Source organism: Motiliproteus sp. SC1-56, from assembly GCF_017309075.1.
In the GTDB taxonomy this organism is placed as follows: Bacteria; Pseudomonadota; Gammaproteobacteria; order Pseudomonadales; family Balneatricaceae; genus Motiliproteus.
The window spans coordinates 80,304-107,107 of the sequence record NZ_JAEMGS010000004.1; the positions used below are offsets into that span (position 1 = coordinate 80,304).

Annotated in this window: 26 protein-coding genes; 13 read left to right on the top strand and 13 right to left on the bottom strand. The window is 64.9% G+C overall.

Features of this window, described 5'->3' with window-relative positions:
• Window position 1 precedes the first annotated feature (1 nt).
• The 4 genes from JGZ97_RS05450 (at window position 2) to JGZ97_RS05465 (ending at window position 6,418) form a co-directional block, all read left to right on the top strand.
• Window positions 2-1,039 (top strand): NADP(H)-dependent aldo-keto reductase, encoded by a 1,038-nt coding sequence (locus JGZ97_RS05450; protein ID WP_207061603.1) that lies wholly within the window; start codon window positions 2-4, stop codon window positions 1,037-1,039.
• A 95-nt stretch (window positions 1,040-1,134) separates the two neighbouring features.
• On the top strand, window positions 1,135-1,863 hold the full coding sequence (locus tag JGZ97_RS05455; RefSeq protein WP_207061604.1) for a divalent cation transporter: 729 nt from the start codon (window positions 1,135-1,137) through the stop codon (window positions 1,861-1,863).
• 266 nt (window positions 1,864-2,129) lie between these two features.
• Window positions 2,130-3,908, top strand: coding sequence for a methyl-accepting chemotaxis protein (locus tag JGZ97_RS05460; RefSeq protein ID WP_207061605.1), 1,779 nt, complete (start codon window positions 2,130-2,132; stop codon window positions 3,906-3,908).
• Between the two features lie 140 nt (window positions 3,909-4,048).
• Window positions 4,049-6,418, top strand: coding sequence for an EAL domain-containing protein (locus JGZ97_RS05465; RefSeq protein WP_207061606.1), 2,370 nt, complete (start codon window positions 4,049-4,051; stop codon window positions 6,416-6,418).
• Between the two features lie 53 nt (window positions 6,419-6,471).
• Here JGZ97_RS05465 and JGZ97_RS05470 read toward each other — a convergent pair whose 3' ends face one another.
• Window positions 6,472-7,458, bottom strand: coding sequence for a calcium/sodium antiporter (locus tag JGZ97_RS05470; RefSeq protein ID WP_207061607.1), 987 nt, complete (start codon window positions 7,456-7,458; stop codon window positions 6,472-6,474).
• 413 nt (window positions 7,459-7,871) lie between these two features.
• On the opposite strand from JGZ97_RS05470, the gene JGZ97_RS05475 reads away from it, so the two are divergent.
• The 6 genes from JGZ97_RS05475 (at window position 7,872) to JGZ97_RS05500 (ending at window position 13,062) form a co-directional block, all read left to right on the top strand.
• A complete protein-coding gene (locus JGZ97_RS05475; protein WP_207061608.1) occupies window positions 7,872-8,783 on the top strand; it encodes an ABC transporter substrate-binding protein in 912 nt (303 codons plus the stop codon).
• A gap of 30 nt (window positions 8,784-8,813) precedes the next feature.
• Window positions 8,814-9,950, top strand: coding sequence for an ABC transporter permease (locus JGZ97_RS05480; RefSeq protein WP_370584013.1), 1,137 nt, complete (start codon window positions 8,814-8,816; stop codon window positions 9,948-9,950).
• Window positions 9,947-10,882: an ABC transporter ATP-binding protein gene (locus JGZ97_RS05485; RefSeq protein ID WP_207061609.1), complete on the top strand. Its 936-nt coding sequence runs from the start codon at window positions 9,947-9,949 to the stop codon at window positions 10,880-10,882. The genes JGZ97_RS05480 and JGZ97_RS05485 overlap by 4 nt, the downstream gene beginning before the upstream one ends.
• The gene (locus JGZ97_RS05490) at window positions 10,879-11,634 is read left to right on the top strand and encodes an ABC transporter permease (protein WP_370584014.1); all 756 of its coding nucleotides are present in this window, start codon (window positions 10,879-10,881) and stop codon (window positions 11,632-11,634) included. Before JGZ97_RS05485 ends, JGZ97_RS05490 begins: the two co-directional genes overlap by 4 nt.
• 117 nt (window positions 11,635-11,751) lie before the next feature.
• Window positions 11,752-12,408, top strand: a complete 657-nt coding sequence (locus JGZ97_RS05495; protein ID WP_207061610.1) for a DsbA family oxidoreductase — start codon at window positions 11,752-11,754, stop codon at window positions 12,406-12,408.
• A gap of 363 nt (window positions 12,409-12,771) precedes the next feature.
• Window positions 12,772-13,062: a cytochrome c5 family protein gene (locus JGZ97_RS05500; RefSeq protein WP_207061611.1), complete on the top strand. Its 291-nt coding sequence runs from the start codon at window positions 12,772-12,774 to the stop codon at window positions 13,060-13,062.
• Window positions 13,063-13,164: 102 nt separating this feature from the next.
• On the opposite strand, the gene JGZ97_RS18460 is transcribed toward JGZ97_RS05500, so the two are convergent.
• Entirely contained in the window at window positions 13,165-13,278 is a 114-nt protein-coding gene (locus JGZ97_RS18460; RefSeq protein WP_207061810.1) for a nitrous oxide reductase accessory protein NosL, read from the bottom strand.
• 31 nt (window positions 13,279-13,309) lie between these two features.
• Here JGZ97_RS18460 and JGZ97_RS05510 point away from each other — a divergent pair, with 31 nt between their 5' ends.
• Together JGZ97_RS05510 and JGZ97_RS05515 are read left to right on the top strand one after the other, a co-directional pair.
• The gene (locus JGZ97_RS05510) at window positions 13,310-13,963 is read left to right on the top strand and encodes an MtrB/PioB family outer membrane beta-barrel protein (protein WP_207061612.1); all 654 of its coding nucleotides are present in this window, start codon (window positions 13,310-13,312) and stop codon (window positions 13,961-13,963) included.
• Between the two features lie 45 nt (window positions 13,964-14,008).
• Complete coding sequence (locus tag JGZ97_RS05515) at window positions 14,009-14,578, top strand: hypothetical protein (RefSeq protein WP_207061613.1); 570 nt, start codon at window positions 14,009-14,011, stop codon at window positions 14,576-14,578.
• Between the two features lie 348 nt (window positions 14,579-14,926).
• On the opposite strand, the gene JGZ97_RS05520 is transcribed toward JGZ97_RS05515, so the two are convergent.
• The 7 genes from JGZ97_RS05520 to JGZ97_RS05550 form a co-directional block, all read right to left on the bottom strand.
• On the bottom strand, window positions 14,927-15,274 hold the full coding sequence (locus JGZ97_RS05520) for a RidA family protein (RefSeq protein WP_207061614.1): 348 nt from the start codon (window positions 15,272-15,274) through the stop codon (window positions 14,927-14,929).
• 39 nt (window positions 15,275-15,313) lie between these two features.
• Complete coding sequence (locus tag JGZ97_RS05525) at window positions 15,314-16,798, bottom strand: NAD(P)/FAD-dependent oxidoreductase (RefSeq protein ID WP_207061615.1); 1,485 nt, start codon at window positions 16,796-16,798, stop codon at window positions 15,314-15,316.
• Window positions 16,795-17,115, bottom strand: a complete 321-nt coding sequence (locus tag JGZ97_RS05530; protein WP_207061616.1) for a (2Fe-2S)-binding protein — start codon at window positions 17,113-17,115, stop codon at window positions 16,795-16,797. The genes JGZ97_RS05525 and JGZ97_RS05530 overlap by 4 nt, the downstream gene beginning before the upstream one ends.
• On the bottom strand, window positions 17,093-18,223 hold the full coding sequence (locus JGZ97_RS05535; protein ID WP_207061617.1) for an FAD-binding oxidoreductase: 1,131 nt from the start codon (window positions 18,221-18,223) through the stop codon (window positions 17,093-17,095). Before JGZ97_RS05535 ends, JGZ97_RS05530 begins: the two co-directional genes overlap by 23 nt.
• 155 nt (window positions 18,224-18,378) lie before the next feature.
• Window positions 18,379-19,377, bottom strand: a complete 999-nt coding sequence (dctP, locus tag JGZ97_RS05540; protein ID WP_207061618.1) for a TRAP transporter substrate-binding protein DctP — start codon at window positions 19,375-19,377, stop codon at window positions 18,379-18,381.
• Between the two features lie 58 nt (window positions 19,378-19,435).
• On the bottom strand, window positions 19,436-20,734 hold the full coding sequence (locus tag JGZ97_RS05545; protein ID WP_207061619.1) for a TRAP transporter large permease: 1,299 nt from the start codon (window positions 20,732-20,734) through the stop codon (window positions 19,436-19,438).
• Window positions 20,727-21,287 carry a TRAP transporter small permease gene (locus JGZ97_RS05550; RefSeq protein ID WP_207061620.1) on the bottom strand — a complete coding sequence of 187 codons (561 nt, stop codon included), beginning with the start codon at window positions 21,285-21,287 and terminating at the stop codon, window positions 20,727-20,729. Before JGZ97_RS05550 ends, JGZ97_RS05545 begins: the two co-directional genes overlap by 8 nt.
• 171 nt (window positions 21,288-21,458) lie before the next feature.
• Between JGZ97_RS05550 and JGZ97_RS05555 the strand changes: the two genes are divergently transcribed.
• Window positions 21,459-22,388: a LysR family transcriptional regulator gene (locus JGZ97_RS05555; RefSeq protein WP_207061621.1), complete on the top strand. Its 930-nt coding sequence runs from the start codon at window positions 21,459-21,461 to the stop codon at window positions 22,386-22,388.
• 517 nt (window positions 22,389-22,905) lie between these two features.
• Here JGZ97_RS05555 and JGZ97_RS05560 read toward each other — a convergent pair.
• From JGZ97_RS05560 to JGZ97_RS05575, 4 genes are all read right to left on the bottom strand, one after another.
• Window positions 22,906-23,631, bottom strand: coding sequence for a fumarate reductase iron-sulfur subunit (locus JGZ97_RS05560; RefSeq protein WP_207061622.1), 726 nt, complete (start codon window positions 23,629-23,631; stop codon window positions 22,906-22,908).
• Entirely contained in the window at window positions 23,628-25,592 is a 1,965-nt protein-coding gene (locus JGZ97_RS05565) for a fumarate reductase flavoprotein subunit (protein WP_207061623.1), read from the bottom strand. Before JGZ97_RS05565 ends, JGZ97_RS05560 begins: the two co-directional genes overlap by 4 nt.
• The gene (locus JGZ97_RS05570) at window positions 25,589-26,317 is read right to left on the bottom strand and encodes a fumarate reductase cytochrome b subunit (protein ID WP_207061624.1); all 729 of its coding nucleotides are present in this window, start codon (window positions 26,315-26,317) and stop codon (window positions 25,589-25,591) included. The genes JGZ97_RS05565 and JGZ97_RS05570 overlap by 4 nt, the downstream gene beginning before the upstream one ends.
• Window positions 26,318-26,481: 164 nt before the next feature.
• Window positions 26,482-26,706, bottom strand: coding sequence for an RNA-binding S4 domain-containing protein (locus JGZ97_RS05575; protein ID WP_207061625.1), 225 nt, complete (start codon window positions 26,704-26,706; stop codon window positions 26,482-26,484).
• Window positions 26,707-26,804 lie beyond the last annotated feature (98 nt).

A 26,804-nucleotide genomic window follows, 5' to 3' on the forward strand; every position in this document is an offset into this window, starting at 1 on the left:
GATGCAATACCGGCAGTTGGGAAACAGCGATCTTAAGGTGAGCCTGCTCTGCCTTGGGACCATGACCTGGGGCGTGCAGAACAGTGAGCGCGAGGCCTTCGCCCAGCTCGACTATGCCTGGTCCCGGGGGATCAACTTCCTGGACACCGCCGAGATGTATCCCATCCCCACCGGCCCCAAGCACCAGGGGGAGACGGAGCGCATCATCGGCCGCTGGATGCAGGAGCGGGGCAACCGCGACCGGGTGGTGCTCGCCACCAAGGTGACCGGCCCCGGCGCGTTCGTTTCCTATATTCGCGAGGACATGCGCCTGGACCGGCGTAACATTCGCGCCGCCCTGGAGGGCAGCCTCAAGCGGCTGCAGACGGATTACGTGGATCTCTACCAGGTGCACTGGCCCGACCGGGTCAGCACCTTTTTCGGTAAGCGTGGCTACGAGCACCGGCCAGAGGAGGACGGTGCGTCCCTGGAGGAAACGCTGGAGGCCCTCGCCGAGCTGGTCCAGGAGGGAAAGGTGCGGGCCATCGGCGTCTCCAACGAGACTCCCTGGGGGGTGATGCGTTATTTGGGCCTGGCCGAGGCGCGGGGCCTGCCCCGGGTGGCGACGGTGCAGAACCCCTACAGCCTCCTCAACCGCAGCTGCGAGACCGGGCTGGCTGAGGTGCTGCTGCGCGAGGATATTGGCCTGCTGCCCTACTCGCCGCTCGCGTTCGGCACCCTCAGCGGCAAGTACCTGCACGACCAGCGTCCCCCCAACGCCCGTCTGACCCTGTTTCCCGACTACCTGCGCTACCTCAAGCCCGCCGGCATCGCCGCCACCGAGGCTTACGTGGCCCTGGCCCATGAGCGGGGGCTGGACCCGGCCCAGATGGCGCTGGCCTACGTCAACAGCCGGCCGTTCGTCACCAGCAATATCATCGGTGCTACCACCCTGGCCCAGCTCAAGAGCAACATCGACAGCGAGGGGGTGAAACTCGACGATGGGGTGCTGGAGGCGATCGAGGCGATTCACGAAAATCACCCCAACCCCTGTCCCTGACTCGGGACGGGCAGGGTGAGCAAGGAGGGTAGGGGCTGGCGGCGCGTCGCCCGTCAAAGGACCCTGGACAAGGCTAAGGGTGCAGGAGGCGACGCGTGAGCCCGCTGCTGACCAGCCTTCTGCTGACCTTCGGCGCCGGGGCCGCGATCCCCCTGGGCGGCTTTATCGCCAGCTTCGAGCGGATCCGGCCGCGCTGGCTGGAGCGTGAGCTGCGCCATTTTATCATCGCCCTCGGCGGCGGCATCCTGCTGGGAGCGGTCGCCGTGGTGCTGGTTCCGGAAGGCCAGGCCCTGCTCGATGACTCCCTGTGGGTGATGCTCGCGCTGCTGAGTGGCGGGCTGGTGTTTTTTGCCATCGAACGGCTGCTGGGGCTGCGTCGCCGCGCCGCGCCGCAGCTGATGGGCATGCTGCTCGATTTTGTCCCCGAGGCACTGGCCCTGGGGGCGCTGGTGGCCCTGGAGTCGCCAACGGTTCCACTGCTGGCCTTGCTGATCGCCCTGCAGAACCTCCCCGAGGGCTTCAACGCCTACCGGGAGTTGATTCCGCTCAGCGGACAGAACCCCGTCAAGACCCTGCGGTTTATGGCCAGGCTGACCCTGATCGGGCCCGTGGCCGGGCTCTGCGGCTTTCTCTTCCTCGGTGCCCTGCCGGCACTGCTGGGATTTGTGATGCTGTTTGCCTCGGGGGGCATTCTTTATCTCATCTTCCAGGATATCGCCCCCCAGGCCCGGCTTAAGAAGCACTGGGCGCCGCCACTGGGGGCGGTGGTCGGCTTTTGTATCGCGCTTTTCGGCCACCTGATTCAGGGGGGCTCCCACCCCTGAAGGCGGGCTGGAGGGAGCCTTTATCTCGCCCTTCCGTTTCTCCTTCTCCTTCTCCTTTCCCTACCACGACCCTGGCAGCGCTTGTGAGACCTGACTGTATCTCCCCAACCTTCCCAGGGATGTCGTACCGAAGGGCTTCCGGGATGCCCAGAAAATGACTTAGATCAATACGACCCCGCGAAACGGTTGCCTCGCGTGGCCCCCGCGGTTTAAATCCCTACACCCTCTGGGCCTGAACACCAACTCCATAACAACTAGAGCCATCCATGAGCCTTTATCACCAGATCGAGAAAACCTTTTTTTCCTCCCTGACCCGTAAAATCGTCGGTAACGTCGGCTTTCTGATGGTGATGATGCTGGCGGTCCTGTCCCTGAACCTGCTGGCCTACCGGGCTCTTGTCGGCCTGGAGCTAGACCAGCCGGGCGCTGCGGCGAGGGTCGCCGCCGTGGCCGATCAGTTGCTGGCCAGCACGGTGATCCTGGGGCTGGCGCTGGCGGGGGGCATTTTTCTCATCTTTTTCATGCGCCACCTGTTCCTGCGGCCCGTGCGCGCCATGACCCGGGTGCTGCGCACCATCCGCGAGAACGAGGGGGACATCTCCTCCAACCTGCCGGCCTTCACCTTTGATGAAATCCGCACCATGGCCGGCGCCTACAACGATTTCGCCACCAACCTGCGCGGTGTTATCGCCACCATTCGCCAGCGCAGCGTGAAGGTGGCCCTGGGCGCGACCCAGCTCAGCAAGGTGATCCACCAGGCTGATATCCGTGTGAACGAGCAGGAAAAGAGCGCCTCTTTGGTATTGCAGTCCAGCAGTGAGGCCACCCAGGCCATTGACAGCATTGCCCACCATACCGGTGGGATCACCGAGCGCAACAGCGAGAACCTGGCCGTGGCCCGTGCTTCCGCCGATGAGATGGAGGCGATCGTGGGGCGGGTGCAGGCGGTGGATGCGCTGGTGAACGAGTTTGCCGGTACGGTGCAGCAGCTGGAGGACAACTCGGTGCAGATTCGCCGGGTATTGGAGATGGTCAATGAGTTCGCCGAACAGACCAACCTGCTGGCCCTGAACGCCGCCATCGAGGCGGCCCGGGCCGGCGAGCAGGGGCGGGGGTTCGCCGTGGTGGCCGACGAGGTCCGTCACCTGGCGCAGAAAGTTCAGTCTGCCGCCGGCGAGATCGGGGGCAACGTGCAGGTCATGAGCGACCTGGTGGCCAGCACCCGGGCGGGAACCGACAAGATTCGCGAGCACAGCGGCAGCACCCAGGCGGTGATTGGCGAGACGGCCCAGCGTTTTACCCGCATGGTTGCTGATTTTGAGCAGGTGAACGGGCAACTGACCGACATCAGTGCCGCCATCGAAGAGCTTTCGGTAACCAACCGGCAGTCGCACCAGCATGTCACCCAGATCGGCGCTCTGAGCAGCGAGCTGAAGGAAGAGATAGACCAGACACGGGAGTATTCGGAGAGCCTGGAGCTTGCCACCGAGGCGATCCAGGAGCTGCTGTCCCGCTTCATCATCGGCTACGGCAATTTTGAGCGCATTATCCAGTCGGCACGGGCCTGGCGCGACGAGGTGCAGGCCGCCCTGCAGGGGCTGGCCGACGAGGGACACGATCTGTTCGATACGCGTTACCAGCCTGTCGCCGGGACCGATCCGCAGAAATACCGGGTCAGCTACGTAGACGCGCTTGAGCGCGTGATTCAGCCACTGGTGGATCGCTATATCCAGGAGCGGCCCGAATTTATCTACGTGGTGCCGGTGTGCTGTACCGGCTACCTCCCCGCGCATCACAGCCATGTCAGCCAGGCGCCCACCGGTGATCCGCAGGTGGATAACCTCCGCAGTCGCCACCAGCGCATCTATAACGGCAGCCGGGCGGAAGTGCGCCGGGCGGAAAACACCGAGCCCTTCCTGCTGCAGACCTTCGTGCGGGATACCGGGGAAGTGCTGAATGACCTCTCTCTGCCGCTCATGGTTAACGGGCGGCACTGGGGGGGACTCATCCTGGGCTTCACCCCCGAGCGGTTGCTGGACAGTTAAGCGCCGGCTGTCCCCCTAGGGGGAGGCGATCGAGTTGCCGGCTCAGTGAGCCCAGGCATGCACGGAGTAATTGGGAAAATGGATTAAATAGATGTATTTGCTGTACCGGGTTTTGTTTGCCAGGCCCTACGGGATTGTTCGTGCCGGATTCTGATCAGGGGAAAGCTGTTGTTAAACGGGGGCACGTATTGAAGGGGGTGGGCTGTCTGCTGTTCGGACTGCTGGCGCCCGAGGCTTTCGCGGGCCCTGCGCTGGAGTTGAGCACGTCGGAGCGGACGTGGCTGCTGGCCGCCGTTACCCTGGCGTTGGTGCTGATGCTGGTGCTGGGCTGGCTCTGGAATCAGCGCCTGCAGCGGGAGGTCGAGGTGCGCGCCCGCACCGAGCGCTCCCTGCGCGAGAGCGAGCAGCGCCTGGAACGGGCCCAGGCCATTGCCCATATCGGTGACTGGGAGCGGGATCTGGAAACCGACGAGATCCGCTTTTCGGACGAGGTGTTCCGCATCCTGGGTTATCCCCCCCAGGCCTTCACCCCCAACGAGCGCAAGATGAGCGAGCTGGTGCACCCGGAGGATATCCGCCGGGTGATGCGGGACCACTGGCGCAACCCGCATGAGCCCCAGAGCAGCTCACGAACCGAGTTTCGCATTCGTCGGCCGGACGGGGAAGAGCGCTCGTTGCTGGCCATTGCCGAGCTCGAGCTTGATGCCGCCGGCAGGCCCAGCCGCCTGGTGGGAACGCTGCAGGATGTCACCGAGCTGCAGGCCGCCTACGAGCGCCTGGGGCTGGCCCGCGAAGTGATCGAAAACGTCGCCGAGGGCATCCTGATTGCCGATGCGGAAAAGGTGATCCTGGACGCCAACCCCGCGTATCAGAAGATGACCGGTTTCAGCCGCGAGGAGTTGGTGGGCAAGTCGGTGCCCAAAAGCAAGTCGGGGTACCACGACCGGGCTTTTTACGCGCGGATGTGGGAGGCCATCGAGCAGCAGGGGCAGTGGCAGGGTGAAATCTGGAACCGCCACAAGAGCGGGGAGGTCTATCCCAGCTGGCTGACGATCAACGCGATTCGGGAGCCGGCCGGGGCGGTGACGCACTACGTGGGGCTGTTCCGGGACCTTTCTGCCCAGAAGAGCGTCGAGGCCAAGCTCGAGCGGATGGCGCTTTACGACGCCGTTACCGGGCTGCCCAACCGGACCCTGTTTCACCAGCGGCTGGACCAGGAGCTGCGCAGGGCGGGGCGCCGGGGCGGCACACTGGCGGTGTTCTGGCTGGACCTGGACCGGTTCAAGCTTGTCAACGACTCCCTCGGCCCGGAGGCCGGCGACCGGGTGCTGCAGGAGATGGCCGAGCGGTTGGGCCGGGCGGTTCGTCGCAGCGATACCGTGGCGCGCATGGGGGGAGACGAATTCAGCCTGATCATGCCCGGTGTCGGGGGGCTTGAGGGCCTGGCGCAACAGGCCGACGCGCTGCTGTGCCAGATTAAAGAGCCGGTCTGTGTTGACGGAGAAGAGCTGTTCCTGGGCGCTAGCCTGGGACTCGCCACGTACCCCGACGATGGCGCTGAGGCCAGCGAGCTGATCAAGGCCGCGAACGCCGCCATGTACCGCGCCAAGGCGGAGGGCGGGGACCAGTACGCCTTCTTTGACGACGCCCTGAACAGCAGCGAGACCGAGCCCCTGGTGCTGGAGCGCGAGCTTCGCTACGCCCTCAGCCGCGACGAATTCTGCCTCTATTACCAACCCAAGGTCGACCTGGACAGCGGGCGCCTGATCGGTGTCGAGGCGTTGGTGCGCTGGCACCACCCGCAACGGGGCGTGATCTCACCCGCCGAGTTTATCCCCCTGGCCGAGGCCACCGGCCTCATCGTGCCCCTGGGCGAGTGGATCCTGCTGACCGCCTGCCGCCAGGCCGCCCGCTGGCGGAGTCGCCCGGGCGGGGCGCTGCCGGTGGCGGTGAACCTCTCGGCGCGCCAGTTCAGCCGCCAGCAGGCGCTGCTGGAGCTGGTCCGCAGCGCCCTGAAAGAGTCGGCGCTGGAACCCGGGATGCTGGAACTGGAGCTGACCGAAAGCATGGTGATGGGGGATGTCTCAACGGCCATCGAGACCATGCACGCCCTGCGCAAGCTCGGCGCCCGCCTGGCCATCGACGATTTCGGCACCGGCTATTCGTCGCTGGAGTACCTCAAGCGCTTCCCCATCGATACGCTGAAGATCGACCAGAGTTTCGTCCGCGAACTGGATGCGGACAGCAACGACGCCGCCATCGTCCAGGCGGTGATCGCCCTTGCCAAAAGCATGGCGTTGAACGTGGTGGCCGAAGGGGTGGAGACCGAGCACCAGCGACGTTTTCTAACCGAACACGGCTGCCGTAGCGGGCAGGGCTACCTGTTTGCCCGACCGCTTTTGCCGGAGCAGCTCGAGCAGACGGCGTTGTTCCGGGAGGTGGTTGCTGGCGCTCGAGCGCAGGAGGTGGAGCGTCCCGCCAAACGTAGGGTGGGGCAGCCAAGCCACTGACGGGAGGTGGCTTGGCTGCCTTAGGTTGGACTATTGCGGATGTTGCTCACTGCCTAGGCGCCCAGGGTCTGGGCGCCGATGACCCCGTAAGCCAGCCAGCTGGTGTAGGCGATAAAGGTGAGCAGCAGTAGCGCTCCTTCAAAGCGGTTGATGCGCCCCGGCCCCCTGAAACCGTAGCCCATGATAAAGAGTACCAGGGTGAGGCCCATCATCAGGGCCCAGTCTCGATAGAGCACTTCGGCCGCCACCGCAATCGGCTGGATGGTGCCGGCGATACCCACCACCGCCAGGGTGTTGAAGATATTGGAGCCGATCACGTTGCCCAGGGCCAGGTCGTGCTCGCCCTTGCGCACGGCGGCGATCGAGGAGGCAAGTTCCGGCAGCGAGGTGCCGATGGCGACGATGGTCAGACCGATGATCAGGTCGCTCACTCCCAGGCCGGTGGCCACTTCCACGGCGCCCCAGACCAGCAGCCGTGAGCTCAGTATCAGCAGCACCAGCCCCAGCACCAGCCAGAACAGCGCCGGCTTCAGGGCCATGGGCCGGTCCTCTAGCTCGCTGGCGGTGTCGGCGGCGAGGACATCTTCGCGCCCCTGAATGCCCTGGTAGATGGTCCAGCCCATCAAGGCGCCGAAAACGGCCAGCAGCCCCCAGGCCTCGGCCCGGGCCACTTCACCGTCGAGCAGGGTCATGGCCACCAAGAGCGTCAGGGCGGCCAGCAGGGGCAACTCCTTGCGCAAGATTTTTGACTGCACGGCGATCGGGCTGATCACCGCCACCGTTCCGAGTACCAGGGCAATATTGGCTATGTTGGAGCCGAAGGCGTTGCCCAGCGCCAGGGCCGGGTTGCCCTGCAGCGCGGCCAGGGCCGAGACCACCATTTCCGGGGCCGAGGTGCCGAAGCCGATAATCACCATGCCGATCAGCAGGGGCGGCATGCCAGCATGGGTCGCCGTGGCGGCGGCGCCTTCAACGAAGCGGTCGGCGCTCCAGATCAGCAGCGCGAGCCCGGCGACGACGGCGAGTAGGGGCAGTAGCATGGGAAGCTCTCCTGGTTAGACGTTGTCCCGAAACAGCAGCGCGCAGTCTCCCTGAAACAGGCTTGCGGGGCAAGGCGGTGTTCCGCGAGCCCTGGTTTCTTGGCGCAGGTTTCGTAGCGCCCGGTTCGTAGCGCAGGGGCTCGCGTTTCTAATCGTTCGTCTGCGCGTGGTGTACGCGAGGGTTTCCAGGGCTCACTCCTGTTTCCCGGCGGGGCCTCGCGATGAGGCCTGAAAACGGACCTCGCTACAGCATAGACGCTGCATCGAGCAGGGGGGGCGGAGGGGCCGGAGAGGCGCGCGCGGTGCGCGCTCCAGGCCTTCGAACGGCGTTCAAACGCTGTCCAACTATAGGAAAACGTTATTCTTTTCCTATACTCAGTGCTCGGCCTCCAAACAACAGATGGATTCTGACCATGAAATTCGGACTAAAACGCCTTCTCTTTCTCGTCGCCGGTTGCCTGGCGCCCCTCGCGCTTGCCCAGGCCGCCAACCCGGTGGTGGTAACCTCGAAGATCGACACCGAGGGCTCGGTGCTGGGGCAGCTGATTCTGCAGCGCCTCGAAGCCGGTGGCGTGGAGGTTGAAAACCGGCTCCAGCTGGGGGGGACCAGTATCGTGCGCCAGGCGTTGCTGGCCGGGGAGGTGGATATTTACCCGGAGTACACAGGCAACGGTGCCTTCTTTTTCGACATGACGGACAGCGACGTCTGGCACGATGCCGGCGACGCCCTCAAGACCGTGCGGGAAAAGGATGCTGAAAACGGCATCGTCTGGCTGACGCCCGCGGATGCCAACAACACCTGGGCGATCAGCGTGCGCCAGGACCTGGCCGAGCCCGAGGCGCTGGATACCCTGGAGGATCTGGCCGAGTACCTGGGGCGGGGCGGGCGCTTCAAGCTGGCGGCCAGTGCCGAGTTCGTGGAGTCCCCCCAGGCCCTCCCGGCCTTCCAGAAGGCTTACGGCTTTGAGCTTGGCGATGATCATCTGCTGGTGTTGTCCGGCGGTAACACGGCCGCCACCATGCGGGCTGCAGCCCAGGGCGTTAATGGCGTCAACGCGGCCATGACCTACGGCACCGACGGTGGGCTGGGGGTGCTGGGCCTGAAAGTACTGGAAGATACCCTGGGGGTGCAGCCGGTCTACCAGCCGACCCCCGTGGTGCGAAAATCGGTGCTGAGCGCTCACCCTGAAATAGAAAACCTGCTCGCTCCCCTCTTTGAGGCGCTGGACCGGGAAACCCTGCAGACCCTGAACGGCGAGGTGGCGGTATTGGGTAGAGATCCGCGGGAGGTCGCCGCCGCCTTTCTGAGCCGTATCGAGGAGTAAAGGATCCCCTCCCGCCTGCAGCCCAGCCGTGTGCTCCCGGCCTTGATGCTGGGTGCGCTGGGTCTCTGGTTGGGCGCGCCCCTGGTCAGCGTGGCCCCCAACCGGATTGTCCCGGGCGAGGGGGTTTATGCCACTGAGCTGCTGGGGACCGTCCTGGCGCTGAGCGCTCTGCTGCCGCTGGCCTTGGTGGCCGGCGCCGGACGCCTCCCTACCCTGAGCGGCCTGCGCGGGGCCCTGGCCCTGGTGATCGCCCTGCTGGCGGGATTGCCGTTGCTGCTGGCCTGGGCGGCGCAGCGGCTGGTTACCCCCGAGTTACCGGGAGCCCGGCTGGGCATCGGGCCGGCCTGGTGGGGGCTGCTGTTCCTGTTCCTGCTGGCGCTGGTCGAGCTGCGTACCCGCCTGGCGATCGCCCGCCTGTCACTCTGGGGACTGCTGCTGCCCGTGGTGTTGGTGTGGTGGTTGGCCCTGGACGGCTGGCTGGCGCCCCTGGCCCTGGTGCAGGAGTTCTCCGGCCGTCGCCAGCAGTTTGCCACGGCCCTGGTGCAACACCTGGCGTTGGTGGGGGCGGCGGTCGGCATCAGCCTGCTGATCGCAGTGCTCCTGGCGCTGGCCATGCGCCACAATCCGACCCTGCGCCGCACCGGCTTCGGGGTGCTCAATTTTCTCCAGACCATCCCGAGCCTGGCCCTGTTCGGCCTGTTGCTGGCGCCTCTGGCCTGGCTCGCCGATCGCTACCCCTGGCTGGCGGAGCTGGGGGTGCAGGGCATTGGCTGGGCGCCGGCCTTGCTGGCGCTGGTGGGCTACAGTCTGCTGCCCCTGGTGCGCAACTGCTACGTGGCCCTGGAGGCTGTGGCGCCCGGGGTACTGGAGGCCGGGCGGGGGATGGGCATGAGCCGCCGGCAGCTGTTTTGGCAGGTGCGCCTGCCCCTGGCGTTGCCGGTGATACTCGAAGGGGTTCGGATCACCACGGTGCAGGCGATCGGCTTGACGGCCGTGGCCGCATTGATCGGGGCCGGGGGGCTGGGGCGGTTTATCTTCCAGGGGCTGGGGCAGGCGGCGATGGACCTGGTGCTGCTGGGGGCGCTGCCGATCCTGGGGCTGGCGCTGCTGGTGGACGGCCTGTTGGGGGCTTTGAGCCGGCAGCTGCAGCAGGGAGCGGATGCATGATCGAACTACGCCGGGTGAGCAAGCGATTTGGCGCTGAAACCGCCGTGGATGGGATCTCCCTGCGGGTCGAAAAGGGGGAGCTCTGCGTCCTGGTGGGCACCTCCGGGTGCGGCAAATCCACCACCCTGCGCATGATCAACCGCCTGCTGGAGCACAGCGCCGGTGAGATTCAGATTGACGGCCGGCCGGTGCAGGCGTTCGACGAGGTGCAACTGCGCCGCCGCATCGGTTACGTCATTCAGAGCACCGGGCTGTTTCCCCACTGGACGGTGGCCCGCAACATCGGCCTGGTGCCGACGCTGCTCAAGTGGCCCCGGGCGCGAGTCGAGGCCCGGATCAGCGAGCTGATGGCGCTGCTGGGGCTGCCCCGCGATACCTTTGGCGACAAGTACCCCGACCAGCTCTCGGGCGGGCAGGCCCAACGGGTGGGGGTGGCGCGGGCCCTGGCGGCAGATCCAGACATTCTGCTGATGGATGAACCCTTCGGCGCCCTGGACCCGATTACCCGGGAGGAGCTGCAGGAACAGCTGGCCGGCCTGCAGTCGCGGCTGCACAAGACCATCGTATTCGTCACTCACGATATGGACGAGGCGCTGCGACTGGCTGACCGGCTGGTGGTGATGGACCGCGGGCGCATCGTGCAGCAGGGTACCCCCCTGCAACTGCTGCGCGACCCGGCCAGCCCCTTCGTGGAGTCGATGCTCGGCGGCGAAGACCGGGGGCTCAAGGCGGCGGCGCTGATACCGGTGAGCGAACGCATGGTCGCTCCGGGCGCCGAAGCGTTGCCCCGGGTGGCCGTTAACGCCAGCCTGCGCCAGGCCCTGGCGCTGATGCTGAGCGCCCGGGCCCCGCGCTTGAGCGTGGTCGATGCGGATGGAAGGGTCGTGGGCGAGCTCGGCCTGCCGCAGCTGTTGGGCGCCCGCGCACCGTGAGGGGGGCGCAACGGCTGGCGCGGGGCGGGTGGCCGCTGATCTGGCTGCTGCTCCTGCTCGGCCTGGCCCTGGGTATGGAGTCCCTGGAGCCGTTGTTCCGCTGGCTGGAGCCGGACAGCCGCCAGGTGATCTACCAGCGGGCGGACTTTCTGAACCTGCTGGGGCGCCACCTGCTGGTGGTGACCCTGGCCTCGCTCCTGGCCATACTGCTGGGGGTCAGCGCGGCGGTGGCGGTGACCCGCCCGGGCGGTCGCGACTTTCTGCCGCTGCTGGCGCAAACGGCTTCCATGGGCCAAACGTTCCCGCCGGTGGCGGTGCTGGCGCTGGCGGTGCCGGTGCTCGGCTTCGGCACCCTGCCTATCATCGTCGCCCTGCTGCTCTACGGCCTGCTGCCGATCGTGCGCAACACCCTGGCCGGTATTCAGGGGGTAGACCCCGCGGTGGGCGAGGCGGCCCGCGGCATGGGCATGAGCGGCTGGCAGCGGCTGTGGCAGGTGGAGATGCCGCTGGCCGCACCGGTGATCCTGGCCGGCATCCGTACCTCCGTCACCGTCAATATTGCCACCGCGGCGCTGGGGGCCACGGTGGGCGCCAGCAACCTGGGGGACCCGATCATTTCCGGCATCGTCAACGGCAATACCGCCTACGTTGTCCAGGGGGCCTTGATGATCGGCCTGCTGGCGCTGACCGTGGACAGCGCCTTCGAGCGCTGGCAGGGGCGGCTTGAGCGTGCAAGGGCCGCTGCCGCCTGATGACAGGGGCGTCCTCGAGAGAAGACCCTGTGCCCTGGCGTTGTGCTTGCTGGCCAGCCCGGTTTGACTTTATGGTGTCAGCATCGACGCCGTTGCAATCAGACTCCGGAGAATCCCATGGCCAAGCCCCTTAAGATTGACTTCGCCTCCGACGTGATGTGCCCCTGGTGCGCGGTCGGCCTGCACAGCCTGCTGCAGGCGCTGGACCGGCTCGGTGACGAGGTCTCCCCCCGGTTTCATTTTCATCCCTTTGAGCTGACCCCGGACATGCCGCCGGAAGGTGAGCCCGTGGTGCCGTACCTCTGCGCCAAGTACGGCATGAGCGAGGACCAGGTACTGCAGAGCCAGGCCCAGATCACCCAGCGCGGGGCGCAACTTGGCTTTACGTTCGATTTTCGCCCCGACAGCCGCAAGTGGAACACCTTCGACACCCACCGCCTGCTCTATTGGGCCGGGGAGCAGGGAGCCGGAGCGCAATTGGCGCTGAAGCTCAAACTGCTCGAAGCCTATTTCACCCACAACCGGAATCCCTCCGAGCGCGGCCTGCTGTGCGAACTGGCGAGCGAGGCGGGGCTGGATGCGACGGAGGCCGGCGAGGTGTACGACAGCGGGCGCTACGGCGAAGAAGTCCGAGCCGAAGAGCAGCTCTGGCAGCGGCGTGGTGTCAATTCCGTGCCGACTGTCGTGTTTGACCAGCGCTATGCCCTGACCGGGGGACAGCCGGTGGAAGCCTTCGTTGAGGCGATCCGCGAGGTGTTGAGTCACCGCGGCTGAGGCTCAAGCCTCAATCCCGCAGGGAGCTGAGGGGCGAGGACGGGCCACGCTCAAGAGAGACTCTTCCGCTCAAAAAACGAGCGCCGGGCTCAACCGCTTTGCGCGCGCTGGCGAAAGGCGGTTTTCCCACGAGCGGCAACAGGTTTATCCACAGGCTTGGTGGATAAACCATGCTAGGCAGCGATCCCTGCGCTGTCATGCACCACTTCAAAATGGCGTTCTCTAATATAAAGTCGCTCACCGGACCGGCGATGGCTGACAAATAGAGAGAGACTCCGCTTATCGTCTAGATTTAACCCAGAGCGAATGCTCCTGAAGGCAATCCTATCCTGAATATCCCTACCCGTTAGAGGAGAAATGATTATGAAACCATTGAGCATAGCCTTGGGGCTCTGCCTGTCTGGAGCAGTGATGGCAGGCGATGGTGAAGTCGTCTACAACCAGTATTGCGTCGCCTGTCACGGTACCGGCGTTGGTCCGATGGCGCATGACCAAGCCGCTTGGCAACCAAGGTTAGACGCCAAGGGTGGAGTTGAGGGTCTGTTGGAAAGCGCGAAAGCCGGGGTCAACGCGATGCCCCCGAAAGGCGGCTGCGTGGATTGCTCCGACGAGCAACTGCGAGATGCGATCGTCTTTATGACCACCTCCAAGTGATCCCTCCGGTGAGGCACGTCATCCCCTGAGGCCCTGGTGTGCCCTTCAGAATGCTCGTGAGCGGGGGCTTGCGAGTTTTCGTGTGACCGGGTCAGAGGGATCTCAGAACCCCATCGCGGAGATCAGCGCCAAGTCAATCTGGTCAAATCGGTAAACCTGACCACCGTAGGTTGCGGCGAAGGCTTCTGCGGTTTTCTGCTCGGCAAAGCTGGCCAGGGTCGGCGCGGATGGCGCCCGGCGTTACACCATGGCCGACCGGGAGCGCCTCAAAGCCCAGTTCAACGGTCAGTACGTACTGGGCAGCAGCGGCTATATCGGCCTGATGCTGCAACAGGCGCAGGACGATTACGACGACACCGAGTACGGTCTCAAGGACGTCGATCGCTCCCTGTACACCTTGAGTTTCGGCGCCACCCCGCTCCGCACCCTGACCTACAGCCTGCATGCCGGTATTCAGCAGTATGAGTACGACCAGGTTTCCACTAGCAGAGGCGACGAGTGGACCCTGCTGACCGACAACCAGAGCCTGGTTGCCGGCATGGACATCGGTTGGGAAGCGCTGGAGAACCAGCTGCAGCTGAACCTGGCGTATCGCTATACCCAGTCCACGGGCGAGCTGAGCCAGACCAACACCGCTGCGACCGCCGCGGACCCGGTGATTCCGCTGCCGGACCTGGATACCCGCATCCATACCGTGGAACTGGAAGCCGAATACTTCCTGGACCTGCAGACGACCTTGATCGCCCGCGCGGTGTATGAGGACTACGAAGCGGATAACTGGTCCTTCGACGGTATCGGTCCGATCGCCAACGACGGCCGGCGTGACTACCTGACCGGGGGCATGAGTACCCCCAACCACCACGCCGCCCTGATCGAGCTGGGTGTTCGTTACCAGTGCTGATCGCGGCTCAGCGGTTACCTTAAAAAGGGCCCTTCGGGGCCCTTTTTGTTTGCACTCTTTTCATTCAGCCGCCGTAAGCCGTTACCTCAATTGTCACCGAACAGCGCCATCTGTATATTAACTCCGCGCATTTATGCGTCTCAGTTTCCTCAGCAGTATGTTGTGATGGTAGAACGATCAATGAGCCGGCATGTAACAACCCAGGTGAACTTATCGGCAGACGGTCGTTACATAAAAGTGACTCAAAGCGGGTTGTTGCGTCCTGCCGACATAAAAAAGGCGCGCGCTACTTCGTTACCGCTCTACGATAAGTGCGATGCCGTCTTGGTGGACTACCGGGCAGTGGATCTAAGTGGATTGAGCTTTATTGATCTGGATAATTTAGCTGCTGAACTGAAGCAGGATGTGCCAAAGTGCCGGCGTATGGCTCTGGTCGGAAAAGAAGGGATTTCCGAGAAATACTATGCCCACCTGGTCAATGTCTGTTGCTTGAAAGGCGTTGATACCCGGCTCTTCCGGGAGCTGGCCCCGGCTGAGAACTGGCTGCGTGAAGAACACTCCCAGCAGCGGAATTTAACGGCCTGCTTGGGGCCGGTCGCAGCCATCCCCGCCTGAAACTCTGAGCGTTCTGTTTGTTTATATAGTTGATTCGTTGCCTGATCTGGCCGATTAATCGTTCTGACGAAGGCTTTCCAGACCCTGATCAGGGCGCCTCCTTCTTCGTCTGTCACCACTCTTCCTTTTATCCATCGTCAGAGGCCAGACCGCTCGGCCAATTCCGTAAACCGGGCGCCTGTGGTGCTCTGTTGCAGGGGGATCAGTGGTGTAGGCTTCGTGGGTTCAGCCAGCGATTAGGACGATGCGGGCGGCGTCTGACGTTCGGTTGCCCGGCGCCGGGCTGTGCGCCAGGCAACCTGGGAAACCGGGAGAGGGGCAAGGGCGATAGCCCCTCTCCCTGCCTGATTAAAGGGCGGCGATAACGGAGACTTCCACTTTCAGCTCCGGGCTGGCCATGGCTGCCTCGACGCAGGCGCGGGCCGGGGCGTGACCCTCGGGAACCCAGGCGTCCCACACCGCGTTCATGGCGGCGAAGTCGTCCATGGTCTTCAGGTAGACGGTAGCGCTCAGCATTTTTTCGCGGCTGCTACCGACCGACTCCAGCAACTGGTCCACCTTGGTCAGCATGGTCAGGGTCTGTTCGGTGATATCGGCGCTGCGGTCTTCGGCGACCTGCCCGCACAGGTAAACGGTGTCGTTGTGAATCACGATTTTGCTCATGCGTTGAGCGGTTTGGTGGCGTTGAATGGACATGGCTCTCTCGTCTGTTGGTACAGGTTTTAAAAAAGAAGCTTAGTGCTTGGCGTCGGCCGCCGGAGCAGGCTTGGCATCGTGGGCGCCAAGTTCCTTGGCCGGGGTGGCCATGGCTGCCAGCTCGCCCAGGGTGATCGGCTTGATCGGTGAGCGCACCCGATAGTAGCCCACGTCGGCCACCGGCACCTCACGGGCCTCGGCGATCAGCTGCGAAACGGTCAAGCCGCAGAGGCGGCCCTGGCAGGGCCCCATGCCGGCGCGGCTGAACGCCTTGGCCTGGTTGGGGCCGGCGCAGCCGCCCCGGGCGATGCGGCGGATCTCGCCGGCAGTCACCTCTTCGCAACGGCACACCAGGGTGTCGTCGGCGGGGCGCAAAAATTCCTGTGCCGGGCGGTAGAGCCGGTCCAGGAACGGACGAATCGCCAGCTCCCGGTGGATCTCCCGTTGGATCGGCGCGGCCTCGGCGTCGCGCTCCTGGTCGCTGATCCGTTGTAGCCGGGCGGCGATGGCGAGGGCGGCCAGCCGTCCCTGCTTCTCGGCCACCAGGGCGCCGCCGATGCCGCTGCCGTCGCCGGCGATGAAGAGGTTGTCGATGCTGCTGGCGCCCCAGCTATCCAGGGTCGGGCGCCAGCACTCCTGTAAGGCGTCCCAGTGGTGTTCGGCTCCCACGGCTCGGCTCAGCTGGACGTTGGGCACTACCCCCTGGTGAACCAGCAGGGTGCGGCAGGCGATGCGCTGCTCGCGACCGCGGCGACGGTAGCTGATGCGATCCAGCTTGCCCTCGCTGTCGGCCAGGGCGCGCAGCTCGGATACCCCGCCGAGGTGCTTGACGCCGCCGCGCTTGAGCTCGGCCAGCAGCCCCATGCCTTTGGCGAGCGCGCGCCAGCCCCTGAGGGCGCCGCCCAGCTCACGCAGGGCGTCTCGGTAGTGGGCGGTGGGGGTGGTTTCCAGTACGGCCTCGACCTGAATGCCGGTGCGCAGCAGCTGGCAGGCGAGCAACAGCAGCAGCGGACCGCTGCCGGCCAGTACCAGGGGCGCGGACGGTGCCAGGCCGCTGGTCTTGAGCATGATCTGGGCGGCGCCGCAGGTCATCACCCCGGGAAGAGTCCAGCCTGGAAACGGCACCGGGCGCTCCTGTGCGCCGGTGGCCAGCAGCAGGGCCTTGAAGCCCAGTCGCCGGCTGCGGCCGTCGCGGCTCAGGCAGAGGTGACGCGGGCCTGCTTCCCAGACGCTGGCCCTGTCGATGCGATCGACCGTCGCGGCGCAAAAACGCTGCACCAGGGACTCGCCGTAATAGTAATCGGGGCCCAGCACGTTGCGGTCCTGCAGGACGGGGTCGCCGACCTGACGGTAGATCTGCCCGCCGGGCAGCGGCTGGTCGTCGATGACCGCAACGCTCAGGCCGCGCTCGGCGGCATCGATCGCGGCCGCCATGCCCGCCGGACCGCTGCCTACGACGGCCAGGTCATAGTCGGCGACAGCGGTGTCGTCGACGGCGCTCAAGGCGCTTGCAGATGGGTTCATGCTGTCTCCTCCTGCGAGGCGCGGGCACCGTGCTGAAAACGGACCTGCATGCCCTCGGCCACCGGGGTCATGCAGCCTTGGGTGTTGGGGCGTCCGTCGATCTCCATCAGGCATTCGAAGCAGATGCCCATCATGCAGTAGGGGGCTCGCGGCGCCCCCGAAACAGGGGTGGTGCGGGTCGGCCCGAGGCCGGCGGCGAGCACGGCCGCGGCGACGCTCTCGCCGCGACGGGCGTTGACCGCTTGACCTTCCACCCACAACTGCACCGTCTCCGACGGGGTGGCGGGGAGCCGCTTAAAGGCTGAATCGCTGGGCATGGAACGCCTCCAGGGCTAATTCGTTGTGAACCCGGTCGTTGGCGATCCAGTCCGCCAACGGTCCGGCGTGGGCCGCCGCCAGGGTGACGCCGCTGTGGCAGGTCACCAGGTAGGCGCCGGGATGCTGTTCGGACTGCTGGTAGATCGGGTAGCCGTCGGGGGTCATGACCCGCAACGCGCCCCAGGCGCGCACCAGCTTGACCTGCTCCAGCAGCGGGAACATGCGCACCGCGCGGGCGGCGATGGCGGCCATCACGTCGGTGGTGGTGCCGGGGTCAAAACCCACGTCCTCTTTCGAGTCGCCGCACTGAATGGTGCCTTCACCGGTCTGGCGCACGTGGCCGGTGGGGTAGTCGAGAAAGTGACGCACCCGTTCGGCAATCAGCACCTGGCCGCGGTTGGGGATCACCGGCGCCGACAGGCCGACCTGGGGCGCCAGGTCGCGGTTGCCGAGCCCGGCCGCCAGCACCACCTTGCCGGCGGCGACCGGCTGGCCGCGGGTGTGGATGCGAAAGCCGCCCTCGTTGGGCTCGATTTTCAGCACAGGTCCCTCGGTGGAGAGGAGGCCGCCGCGCTGGTTGAAGCGCTGCACCATCGCCCGCATCAGCAGCAGCGGGTTGACATGCCCATCCTCCGGGCCCCAGGTGGCGCCGGCCACGGTGGGGCCGATCTCCGGCACCTTGGCCTTGAGCGCTGTGTGATCGAGCACCTCGAAGGGGTAGTCGCCGCCGAGGGTGTCGCGCATCGCACTCAGCATATCGGCGCGCTGCGCCAGCTCGTCGTCGCTCAGGCAGACGTAGAGCCCGCCGATCTGCGACAGCTGCAGGTCGACGCCGGTGGCGTCGGTCAGCTCGGCGGCATAGTCCTTCCAGAGGCGGGCGGAGAGCCGGCTCAGGCGGGCGTACTCCGGGCAGGTGTCACCCTTGCCCTGGACCCAGACCAGGCCGAAGTTGCCGCGCGAGGCACGCAGGGCGATATCGCCCTCGTCCACCACCGCCACCTTCAGTCCCTGCTCCTGCAGACCCAGCGCCACGGCCAGTCCGACCAGGCCGCCGCCAATGACGGCCACGTCGGCATCGCAGCGGCCAGGCATCAAACCTGCGCTCATGGTTCTTTCTCCAGTGGGATCATCGGTTTGCCCGTTGTCATCGAGCTTGAGTTATCGAGCTTGAGTTATCGGGCTTGAGTTAACGGGCTTGTGTTATCGGACCTGGGGGCCGGCCGCAGCGGGTGCGGCCGGCAGGTTGGCTCAGCCGGTCCGAATCAGTTGGCGGCCTGGTCCAGGATCGCCTGACCCCAGTCGGAGCCCACGTCTTCCAGGATCTGCGGCCAGACGTCGGTGCGGACCTTCTGGGCGGCTGCGGCCAGCTCCTCGTCGCTCAGCTCAACGATGGTGGCGCCGTTATCCGCCAGCTTCTGCTCGTACGCGGCCTGGTCGGCTTTGGCACGGGACCAGCGCTTGGCTTCGAAGTCCAGGGCCGCTTTTTGCAGGGCCTCGCGGTCTTCGGCGTCCAGGTCAGCCAGGGTCTCGGAGTTGATGATCATGTACCACACCTCGAAGTGGGTGTTCATCGGCAGGTAGGTCTTGGTGACGTCGCGGAAGGAGGCGTAGTAACCCTCGGCGCCGGAGCCGATCACACCGTCAACCACGCCGGTCTGTACCGCGGTGAAGGCCTCGGAGAAGGGGATGGGGGAGCTGATGTAGCCCAGGGCGTCGCCGGTCAGCTGAAAGCTTTTGATGCCGGGGACGCGGACCTTGATGCCCTTTTCGGCGTTCACATCGCCGGGGGCGACGGCGTCACGGTTCAGGGCGATACCGCCGAAGTAGACCGGGTAGGCGGCCAGCATGGTGATGTCCTGCTTGGCGTACAGCTCCTTCATGGTGTTGTAGATGACACCGTTGGGGCCGTAGATCTTGCGGGCCTGGTCCCAGTTCTCGGCGAGGTAGGGGAAGGAGCTGATCTGCATCTTGCGATCGGCAGCGGCGGCGGCGGGCTGCACGGCCATGTCCACCGCGCCCACGGAGATCCGCTCCTGCACGGAGGTGTAGTCCCCCAGGGCGCTGGCGGCGTAGATCTTGACCTTCACGTCACCGTCGGTGGCCAGCTTCACTTCGCCGGCGAAGGCCTGCAGCTCCTGGTCGATGATCGCGCCCTGGGGCCGCACGTGGCTCAGTTTCAGGGTGGCGGCCTCGGCGGCAGCAACGGCCCCCAGCGACAGGGAAAGCGTCAGGGCAAGGTTTTTGGTCAGCGTGGTACGCATGATGGTGTTCTCCTTTTTATCGTTTTGAGTTCCCGGAGGGGGAGTTGTTAAGCAGTGGTTAGTAGCCCAGCATCTGAGGGATGAACTCGGACAGCTCGGGCCAGATCAGAACCAGGGCGACGACCGGCAGGTAGCCGAACAGCAGCAGCACCATGGCCGGTTTGATAATCTCGGTGAACTTGACGTTGCCGATGCGGGCGCCCAGGTAGAGGATGCTGGCATAGGGAGGCGTCACCCCGCCCATGGCGGTGGTCACGCCCATGATGGCGGCGAACTGGATCGGGCTCACGCCCAGGGCCTCCATCAGCGGCATCAGCAGGGGCGCGGTCAGGATGATGGCGGTGATGTCGTTAACCACCATGCCGATCAGGAACAGGAACAGGGTCACCAGCAGTAACAGCAGGGTCTTGTCCTCGGTGATCTCGAAGATCGCCTCCACCAGCGCCTGGGGAATGTCCTCCATCACGAAGATCTGGCTCAGCATCAGGCTGAACAGGATCATGATCAGGATCGCGCCGACGGCGGTGGCGGACTCCTTGCCGGACTCCAGGAACGATTTCCAGCTCAACCCTTTGTAGATCATGAAGCCTACCGGCAGGGCGTAGATCACGGCCACGGCGGCGGCCTCGGTCGGGGTCATCACGCCGCCGTAGATACCGCCGAGGATGATGGCGGGCATCAGCAATGCCGGGATCGCGTGAACGGTGTTGTTCCCCGCCTGCTTGACCATCTCGCCAAAGGATACCGGCTCGTCCAGCACCAGGTCGAACTTGCGGGACATGACCAGGTTGACCACGGCAAAGTTGAACATGATCAGCAGACCCGGGCCGAGGGTCGCCAGGAAACTCGCCAGAATCGATGTCTCGGTCACCCAGCCAAAGACGATCATGGTGACGCTGGGGGGAATCAGCAGGCCCAGGATGGAGGAGTTGGCGATCAGCGCGGTGGCGTAGGCGCGGGGATAGCCCTTGCGCTCCATCTCCGGAATCAGCAGCGGGCCGATGGCGGCGATACCGGTGAGACCGGAGCCAGAGATGGCGCCGATAATGGCGCAGCTGACGGAGGCGACCACCCCCAGCCCGCCCCGAATGCGGCCGACAAAGACGTTGACGAACTTCAGCAGACTGGCGGCGATGCCGCTCACGCTCATGATGGTGCCGGCGAACACGAACAGGGGAATGGCCAGCAGCACGGGGTTGGTCAACTGGCCGAAGCCCCAGAGCATCATCCCCTTCATGGTGGCGTCACCCACCAGGGTCATCACCATCAGGCCGGCGCCGAAGCAGTAGGGCAGCGGTACGCCCAGGCTCAACAGGAAGACCAGTACCAAAAAGGAAAGCAGGGCGATCTCAACCATGGGTCTTGTCCTCGTGATGCTCCAGAATCTCGAACTCGTCCAGTTCGCTGGTGTGGGGATGCTCATGGTCGATGGGGGCATCCAGTTCCTTGCCGCCGCGCAGCAGCGCCCGAATATGGCCGTACAGGTGCCAGGCCACGTAGAGGCTCATCGCCGCCAGGGCCGTGAACAGCGCCGACTCGTAGATGAGCGTGGGCAGGTAAAGGGTGGGCGTCTCCTTCCCGACCCGAATGGCGTAGCGCAGGTAATCCCAGGCCCAGGTGGTGAGCCAGATCGAGATGATGAGACTGAGGCTTTCCGAAATCACCAGCAGGATATGGCGGGCCCGCTCGGTGCTGAGGAAGATCTCGAGGACGTTGGCGCGGATCTGGGTATCCTCGCGGGAGGCATTGACCGCGCCCAGGGCGTAGAGCCAGAGGGTGGGGATCATGGCCACCTCCTCCAGCCCCATGATGGGGGTTTCAAATACGTAGCGCGTGATCACCTGCACGAACTGGAAGCCGGCCACGGTGCTGATCAGTAACGCCAGCGTATAGCGAAAGAGCTTCTCCATTTTGTTATCTCTTTAATTGGAGGCTTTATGAGGCTTTTTAGTATTTGTCGCCTCATTTCCGTATGGGTCGTAGTGTCTTAGTATTATCAAATAACATCAAATCGTTTGTTTTGAGTACTTGATAACATGGTGTTATAAGATTGGCGGCATAGACGTAGACGGGGGCAGCAGATGGCGCGAATCAGTTTCAGGCAGGTGGAGGCCTTTCGGGCGGTGATGATCGCCGGCACCACCACCGGTGCGGCGGAGATTCTCTATATCTCTCAGCCGGCGGTGAGCCGCCTGCTGAGCGACTTCGAAGAGAGCGTCGGGGTGCAATTGTTTGAGCGCCAGAAGAAACGCCTGGTGCCCACCCCCGAGGCGATGATCCTGTTCGAAGAGGTGGAGAAGTCTTTTGTCGGGATCGAGAAGCTGGCCCGCACCGCTGAGGAGCTGAAAGTGTTCCACCGCGGCACCCTGCGGATCGTCTGCCTGCCGGCGCTGGCCCAGGATTTCCTGCCGGCGGTGGTGAGCGAATTCATGGCGCGCCACGAGGGGGTGGCCGTGACCCTGCAGGTGCGCAGCTCGCAACAGGTAGCCGACTGGATCGCCAACCAGCATTTCGATATCGGCCTGTCCGCGATCAAGGTGTCCGACCCGGCCATCGAAGTGCGGGAGCTGGCCAGCAGCCGGCTGCTCTGCGCGCTCCCTCCCGGGCACCGGTTGGCGGAAAAGACGGTGATTGTCCCCGAGGACCTGGAGGGCGAGCAGTTCGTCTCCCTCGGCACCGAACAGAGCGTGCGCTACAAGGTGGACGAGGTGTTTGAAAAAGCCGGGGTGCAGCGCAAGCTGCTGTTTGACACCCAGGTCTCCCACGTCGCCTGCGCCTACGTGCTGGCCGGCGGCGGAGTGTCGCTGGTGGACCCGGTGACCGCCATCAACTACGCCCGCCAGGGGCTGGAGGTCAGGCGTTTCGAGCCGGCGATCCCCTTTAACTACAACATTCTCTACCCGATCACCCGCTCCCAGTCGCAGCTGGGCAAGGAGTTCAGCCAGTTGCTGCAAAAGCGCCTGAGACAGATGTCGGATCGTTCGAACGGGCTTTTTTGCACTCAGGGTTAAGCCGGCTCCCCAATGCACCCCGGTGTCACCGGCTCATCTAAATGACCGCCTCCTCGTTACCGACCATTTCCTAAAAATCACCGTCGTCACGCTGATCCCCAAGCCCGGCGACTTCGCCGGAACAGTCGTTGCCCTGGGCTCCTTGAAACTTACCCTTGCTGACATAGGGTTAATACGGGCACTGATGTCCACTGTTCGACCCAACATCGAACGGTTTGGGAGAGCAACATGGCCGGAGTAAGCGGAAGCGATCACGAACCTTGGAAGCAGCTGTCCAAAAAACCGATACCTGCGCCGTGCGCAGGTATCGGTACCGGAAGAGCTGGAGGCCATGGATCGGTACCAGCAAAGGGCGGACGCCACGTTTCCTCAACGGCACGGAGACTACCCATGAGTAACATGACCCAGGGTTGGCTCGCGTACATGTTCGACATCGGTGTCGCCTACAGGAGGGGACGGAGCGGGTTATCGACCAACGCCCCAGCGCCGACCGAGGCGTCTGCCCCCCATGCCCATCTCACGCCTGCAGCATCTTGCGCCTCAGGTAGGCGATCTGCACCTGATGGGGCAGCGCCTTGGGACAACTGTCCTCGCAGCCGAGCAGGCTCATGCAGCCGAACACCCCGTCCTCGCTGCCGATCACCTCGTAGTAGTCAGCGTCATCGCGCCCATCCCGGGGGTCGAGGCGAAAGCGTGCCAGCTTCATAAAGCCCACGGCGCCTAGGAAGCTCTCCTTCATCCGCTTGGTGGCGCAGGCGGCCACGCAGCAGCCGCACTCGATGCAGCGGTCTAGTTCGTAGATCGCCTCGGCCAGCGCCGGTTCCATCCGTTCCTCCAGGACGTGGATGTTGCCGGCCTTTTCCCGGTGGACCCACCCCTCGATCCGCTCGCTCATGGCGCGCATGAAGCGACCGGTGTCAACCGACAGGTCGCCGATCAGTTCAAAGGCGGGCAGCGGGTGGAGGGTGAACTCCCCGGCGGGGGAGGCGGTGGTGAGGGTGCGGCAGGTCAGCCCTGGCTTGCCGTTGATCACCATCGCGCAGCTGCCGCAGATACCGGCGCGGCAGACGAAATCGAACTTGAGACTGGGGTCCTGCTCCTCCCGCAGCTTGTTCAGGGCGATAAAGAGGGTCATGCCGTCGCTCTCCGGCAACTGGTAGCGCTGCATGCGGGGCTGGTCGCCCTCGAGCCGGGGGTCGAAGCGGAAGATGTTCAGGGTCAGGGTACGACCGGATGCGTTCATGACTCCTCCACGCCGGAGCGCTGGTTGCGGGGGCGGTGTTTTTCCGGCACCTCAAAGGGCATGGCCGCGGCCTGACGGGCGAAGCGGTCGGCGTCGGGGCCCAGGGCCTCCAGCCGGGCGTCGAGCTCGGCCTGACGTTTTGCGGTATCCGGGTGGTGGCGGGTGCGGTCCTCGCCGTAGCCCCGGGAGCCGGGGGGCAGCTCCATGGCCATGATATCCAGAGGCTCGTATTCCAGCACCAGTTCGTCACCCCGTTGAAAGTAGAGACTGCGCTTGAGCCAATGGAGATCGTCCCGGTCGGGGTAGTCCTCCCGGGCGTGGGCGCCGCGGCTCTCGGTGCGGGCCAGGGCACCCCGGGCGGTACAGAGGGCCAGCTTGAGCATTCGAGGCAGCGCCATTGCCAGCTCCAGTTCGGGATTGGCGTGGCGCACCCGGTGACTGAGCGCGAGCTTCTGGCTGCGCTCGAACAGCGCCTCGAGCTCGGCCACAGCCGCCTCCAGCTCCGGACCGTTGCGGAAGATGCCCACCTTCTCGGTCATGATCGCCCGCATCCGCTCGCGCAGGGGGAAGGCGCTCTCCCCCTCCTCCCTGGCCAGCAGGGTGTCAATCTTCGACTGTTCGGCGGCCACGAACCCCTCGATGACGCCGCTGTCGATCGCCACCGAGTGCTGCTGGCAGAAGTCGGCCACGTATTCGCCGACGATCATTCCCGCCACCACCGTCTCGGCCACCGAGTTGCCCCCCAGGCGGTTGAAGCCGTGCAGATCCCAGCAGGCTGCCTCGCCGGCGGCGAAGAGCCCCTTCAGGTGGGTGCTCTCACCCCGCTGGTCGGTGCGGATACCCCCCATGGAGTAGTGTTGGGAGGGACGCACAGGAATGAAGTCCACCGCCGGGTCGATCCCCAGGAAGGATTCACAGATCTCCCTGACCTCCCGCAGGTTCTTCTCAATGTGTTCGCGACCGAGGATGGTGATATCCAGCCACAGGTGGTCGCCGTAGGGGGACGGCACCCCCTTGCCCTTGCGCATGTGTTCGGTCATGCGCCGGGAGACCACGTCCCGGGAGGCCAGCTCCGCCTTTTCCGGCTCGTAATCGGGCATGAAACGGTGGCCATCCACGTCCCGCAGCACCCCGCCGTCGCCCCGGCACCCCTCGGTGGTAAGGATCGCCGCCGGCACGATGGCGGTGGGGTGAAACTGGATCGCCTCCATGTTGGCCAGTGGCGCTACCCCGGTCTCCAGGGCAATGGCGGCGCCCATGCCGTCGCAGACCAGGGCGTTGGTGGAGATGGCGTAGAGGCGCCCGAAGCCGCCGGTGGCGAGGGTGGTGGCCTTGGCCACGTAGGCGATTAGCTCGCCGGTGACCAGGTCCCGCACCACCGCCCCGTGGCAGCGGTTGTCCTGGTGGATCAGGGCGATCGCCTGCTTGCGCTCGTGAACCGGGATCTTCAGCTCGATCGCCTTGTTGTCCATGGCGTAGAGCATGCTGTGGCCGGTGCCGTCGGAGGTGTAGCAGGTGCGCCATTTCTTGGTGCCGCCGAAATCCCGGGCGGTGATCAGGCCGTGATCGGCGGGCTCTTCGGTGATGGTGATCTTCTGGGCGTTGACGATGGCGGTGCGCTCCCCCTGCTGGACCCGGTTCCAGGGCACCCCCCAGTGGGCCAGCTCGCGCACCGCCTTGGGGGCCACGTGGCAGAACATTCGCGCCACCGTCTGGTCGCAGCCCCAGTCGCTGCCCTTGACGGTGTCGGCGAAGTGGACGTCCTCGTTGTCTTCCTTGCCCTTGCTGGCGGAGGCGAGGCTCGCCTGCATCCCCCCCTGGGCCGCGGCCGAGTGGGAGCGTTTGGCCGGAATCAGCGAGAGCACCAGGGCATCCAGCCCCCGCTGTTTGCTGGCAATGGCGACGCGCAACCCCGCCAGGCCGCCGCCGATGACCAGAGAGTCCGTATAGACGATCTTCATAAGGCGCCCCCCTGTTCCAGTCCGATGCGGACAAACACGGCCAGGGTCGCCAGCCCGAGCAAGATAAAGAGCCCCGAGGCGGCCCACTTGAGCCGCTGCAACCGCAGCCGGGTGCGGCGGGGATCCCTGGAGGGAAAGAGGTTCCACTTGATCGCCAGCCGGTAGAGACCGATGGCGCCGTGCAGTTCGGCCACCAGTAGCAGGGGCAGGTAGAGTATCCAGAAGCCCCCGGCTACGATGCGCATGGCGGAGCCTTCGGGGCCGATGGTCTCGGGCAGGGCGAACATGGTGAAGAGGTGGGCCGGCACCAGGAAGAGGATGATCACGCCGGTCAGGGCCTGCAGGCTCCACTGGCGGGTATCGGCATGGTCCAGCAGTTGCTGGGAGTGGCGCAGTTCCCGGTATTGGTGCCAGTTCGAGGGCAGTTTGCGCATCGCCAGCAACGCATGCACCACCACCAGCAGGGTGATCGCCAGGGCGATCACCGAGACGATCACCGGGTAGCCCTCGCCGTGGGGGGAGAGGAAGGCGCCCTCCATGGCCCGGGTCACCCAGGCCATGGCCTCCTTGCCCAGCAGAATGCTGGAGACCAGCAGCAGGTGGGCCCAGAGAAAGAGCGCCAGCAGAAACCCTGACAGGCTCTGCCACAGATCGAGCCGGGCGGCGGTGCGCCGGCCGCTCGGATCCCAGGTGAGGAGACGAAGGTAGTTCCGCTGTTCCGCCATAAAAGGCGCCCTCCTGGATCAGGGGTAATAAAATCAGTTCCAGGCAGATGGAGCCACCGGGCCCGACCGCGTCACCCGGCCATGCCTCGCCAGCATACCCTTCCCCGCCGGGCTCTATCACTACATGATGGTCAATTGATGGACGCAGATCAAAAGGGAGAGGATCAGTGTTCTGCGGCTTCCAGCAAGATCTTCATCTTTTCGGCACCGAACTCCACGATGTCGCCGGCGTAGATCTTTTTCCGTTTGCGGGTCTCCACCTCGCCGTTGACCCGCACCTGGCCTTCCTCAATCGCCGCCTTGGCTTCACCGCCGCTGGGTAGCACCCCCTCGAATTTGAGAATTTTGTAAAGTTCGACGGGTTCTCTGGAAATTTCGACATTCCGCATGGCGGCGCTCCTCGCTGAGGAAGGCGGGCGATCGCGCCTCCTTCCCGACAATCAGGCGCGCATTATTGGTCAGCGCCCGGGCATTTGCAAAATCCGAA

Bases quoted from the DNA above. Each gene is read 5' to 3' on its own strand.
- JGZ97_RS05450 (WP_207061603.1), top strand. From the start codon at position 2: ATGCAATACCGGCAGTTGGGAAACAGCGATCTTAAGGTGAGCCTGCTC.
- JGZ97_RS05460 (WP_207061605.1), top strand. From the start codon at position 2,130: ATGAGCCTTTATCACCAGATCGAGAAAACCTTTTTTTCCTCCCTGACC.
- JGZ97_RS05470 (WP_207061607.1), bottom strand. From the start codon at position 7,458: ATGCTACTGCCCCTACTCGCCGTCGTCGCCGGGCTCGCGCTGCTGATC.
- JGZ97_RS05475 (WP_207061608.1), top strand. From the start codon at position 7,872: ATGAAATTCGGACTAAAACGCCTTCTCTTTCTCGTCGCCGGTTGCCTG.
- JGZ97_RS05485 (WP_207061609.1), top strand. From the start codon at position 9,947: ATGATCGAACTACGCCGGGTGAGCAAGCGATTTGGCGCTGAAACCGCC.
- JGZ97_RS05495 (WP_207061610.1), top strand. From the start codon at position 11,752: ATGGCCAAGCCCCTTAAGATTGACTTCGCCTCCGACGTGATGTGCCCC.
- JGZ97_RS05500 (WP_207061611.1), top strand. From the start codon at position 12,772: ATGAAACCATTGAGCATAGCCTTGGGGCTCTGCCTGTCTGGAGCAGTG.
- JGZ97_RS05510 (WP_207061612.1), top strand. From the start codon at position 13,310: ATGGCCGACCGGGAGCGCCTCAAAGCCCAGTTCAACGGTCAGTACGTA.
- JGZ97_RS05520 (WP_207061614.1), bottom strand. From the start codon at position 15,274: ATGTCCATTCAACGCCACCAAACCGCTCAACGCATGAGCAAAATCGTG.
- JGZ97_RS05525 (WP_207061615.1), bottom strand. From the start codon at position 16,798: ATGAACCCATCTGCAAGCGCCTTGAGCGCCGTCGACGACACCGCTGTC.
- JGZ97_RS05530 (WP_207061616.1), bottom strand. From the start codon at position 17,115: ATGCCCAGCGATTCAGCCTTTAAGCGGCTCCCCGCCACCCCGTCGGAG.
- JGZ97_RS05535 (WP_207061617.1), bottom strand. From the start codon at position 18,223: ATGAGCGCAGGTTTGATGCCTGGCCGCTGCGATGCCGACGTGGCCGTC.
- dctP (WP_207061618.1), bottom strand. From the start codon at position 19,377: ATGCGTACCACGCTGACCAAAAACCTTGCCCTGACGCTTTCCCTGTCG.
- JGZ97_RS05545 (WP_207061619.1), bottom strand. From the start codon at position 20,734: ATGGTTGAGATCGCCCTGCTTTCCTTTTTGGTACTGGTCTTCCTGTTG.
- JGZ97_RS05550 (WP_207061620.1), bottom strand. From the start codon at position 21,287: ATGGAGAAGCTCTTTCGCTATACGCTGGCGTTACTGATCAGCACCGTG.
- JGZ97_RS05555 (WP_207061621.1), top strand. From the start codon at position 21,459: ATGGCGCGAATCAGTTTCAGGCAGGTGGAGGCCTTTCGGGCGGTGATG.
- JGZ97_RS05560 (WP_207061622.1), bottom strand. From the start codon at position 23,631: ATGAACGCATCCGGTCGTACCCTGACCCTGAACATCTTCCGCTTCGAC.
- JGZ97_RS05565 (WP_207061623.1), bottom strand. From the start codon at position 25,592: ATGAAGATCGTCTATACGGACTCTCTGGTCATCGGCGGCGGCCTGGCG.
- JGZ97_RS05570 (WP_207061624.1), bottom strand. From the start codon at position 26,317: ATGGCGGAACAGCGGAACTACCTTCGTCTCCTCACCTGGGATCCGAGC.
- JGZ97_RS05575 (WP_207061625.1), bottom strand. From the start codon at position 26,706: ATGCGGAATGTCGAAATTTCCAGAGAACCCGTCGAACTTTACAAAATT.